We start from the raw sequence: 2,162 nt of genomic DNA on the forward strand, positions 1-2,162 counted from the left end.
CAAATCGAGCAAGGGAGGCGTTGCATGATGACAGTCACCGTTTCCCCGCGACTATCCGGCGCCCGCCGGTAGCGCGCACCCCGTCGGGGCTTGCCAGCGTTAGCCGGCCGCCCACGGTTTCTTTCCTTCTCCGCAGCCCGACCCTTTCCGCAAGGAAGCCTGTTTCCGTCGCCGGCTGCGTCCCTTTTCCCCCGTTCGAGGGCCGGCTGCCGGAAACGGCGCCGGACGCATCCGAGATGAGCCGCAAGAAAAGCGCCTTTTCCGCCGACGCCTTCCGCAACGTGCTCGGCTTCACCTTCCGCCACTGGCGCCACCAGCCGGTGCGCATCGCTGCCATCGCCTTTTTCGTGCTGACCGCCACCCTGGCCGAAGCCGTCAGCCCCATTTTCGCCGGGCGGCTGGTCGACGCCGTGGCCGGGGGCAGTTCCGGCTGGGATGCTGCCATCGCTGCCTTCTGGCTGATGTCGGCCAGCTATCTGGCCTCGGTAGCGCTGCGGCAATTGACGTTCATGAACATCATTCCGCTAACGCTGCGCATGATGAGCGATATCGCCGCCAACGGTTTTCATCGCGTGCAGCGCTTTTCCACCGACTGGCATGCCAACAGCTTCGCCGGCTCCACCGTGCGCAAGATCACGCGCGGCATGTGGGCGCTCGACCTGCTCAACGATACGCTGCTTTTGGCCCTGTTGCCCTCGCTGGTGATGCTGGTGGGCGCTACCCTGTTCATGGGCAGCTCCTGGCCGGTCATGGGGCTGGTGGTGGGGCTGGGCTCGCTGGTCTATATCCTCGTCACCGTGCTGATGTCGGTGCGCTATGTGGCCCCCGCCGCTTCGCTCTCCAACGCCTGGGACACCAAGGTGGGCGGGGCGCTGGCCGATGCGGTGAGTTGCAACAGCGTGGTCAAGGCCTTCGGCGCCGAGGCGCGCGAGGATGCGCTATTGGCCGGTGTCGTGGGCAAATGGCGCCGGCGCACCCGCCGCACCTGGCGGCGCGGCACGCTCAATGGCGGCTTGCAGGGCGTGATGATGGTGGCCATGCAGACCGCCATCCTCGGCACGGCCCTGCTGCTCTGGCAAAGAGGGCTAGCCAGCGCAGGCGACATCACCTTCGTTTTGACCATGTTCTTCCTGCTTTCGGGCCATCTGCGCGATGTGGGCCAGCACATCCGCAATTTGCAGAAATCGGTGAACGACATGGAGGAACTGGTGGCGCTCGAGGCGCAGGCGCTGGGCGTCGAGGACGGCAAGGGCGCATCCGCCATCCGCATCGAACAGGGCGGCGTCGTCTTCGACCAGGTGACGTTCCGCTATGGCGCCCACGCCACCCCGCTCTACGAGGATTTCTCCGTGACCATAAGGCCGGGCGAGCGGGTGGGGCTGGTGGGCCATTCGGGTTCGGGCAAGACCACTTTCGTCAAGCTCATCCAGCGCCTGCATGACGTCACTTCCGGCGCTATCCGCATTGACGGGCAGGATATCGCCGGCGTGACGCAAGCGAGCCTGCGCGGCCAGATCGCCATCGTGCAGCAGGAGCCGATCCTGTTCCATCGCACGCTGGCCGAGAACATCGCCTATGGCCGGCCGGGTGCAAGCCGGGATGAGATCGAGGCGGCGGCGCGCCAGGCCAATGCACATGATTTCATCCTGCGCCTGCCCAAGGGCTATGAGACCATGGTGGGCGAGCGCGGCGTCAAGCTCTCGGGCGGGGAGCGCCAGCGCGTCGCCATCGCCCGCGCCTTTCTCTCCGATGCGCCCATCCTCATCATGGACGAGGCGACATCGAGCCTGGACAGCGAGAGCGAGGTGCAGATCCAGGAGGCGATGGAGCGGCTGATGCTTGGGCGCACCACGCTGGTCATCGCCCACCGGCTCTCCACCGTGCGGGCGCTCGACCGGCTGCTGGTCTTCGACAGGGGCCGCATCGTCGAGGAGGGCACCCATGACAGCCTCATCCGGCTCGAGGGCGGCATCTATCGCCGCCTCTTCGAGCGCCAGGCGCTGGAGCTGACCAAGGGGCTGGTGGCTTAGGAAGATACCGGGGCAATTGCCCCGGTAGTCTCGTTTGCCTATTCGACCGAAAGGCTGACGTCGAACCCTTTGCGGCTGACTTCGCTATAGGGGCAGATGATATGGGCGCGCTTGACGATATCCTCGGCCTTG

Annotated in this window: 1 protein-coding gene; it reads left to right on the top strand. The window is 65.8% G+C overall.

Features of this window, described 5'->3' with window-relative positions:
• Positions 1-236 precede the first annotated feature (236 nt).
• A complete protein-coding gene (locus tag VDP82_RS17370) occupies positions 237-2,030 on the top strand; it encodes an ABC transporter ATP-binding protein (protein WP_323016075.1) in 1,794 nt (597 codons plus the stop codon).
• Positions 2,031-2,162: the final 132 nt, after the last annotated feature.

The sequence above is a fragment of the Devosia sp. genome (assembly GCF_034675085.1).
Lineage (GTDB): Bacteria > Pseudomonadota > Alphaproteobacteria > Rhizobiales > Devosiaceae > Devosia.

Bases quoted from the DNA above. Each gene is read 5' to 3' on its own strand.
- VDP82_RS17370 (WP_323016075.1), top strand. From the start codon at position 237: ATGAGCCGCAAGAAAAGCGCCTTTTCCGCCGACGCCTTCCGCAACGTG.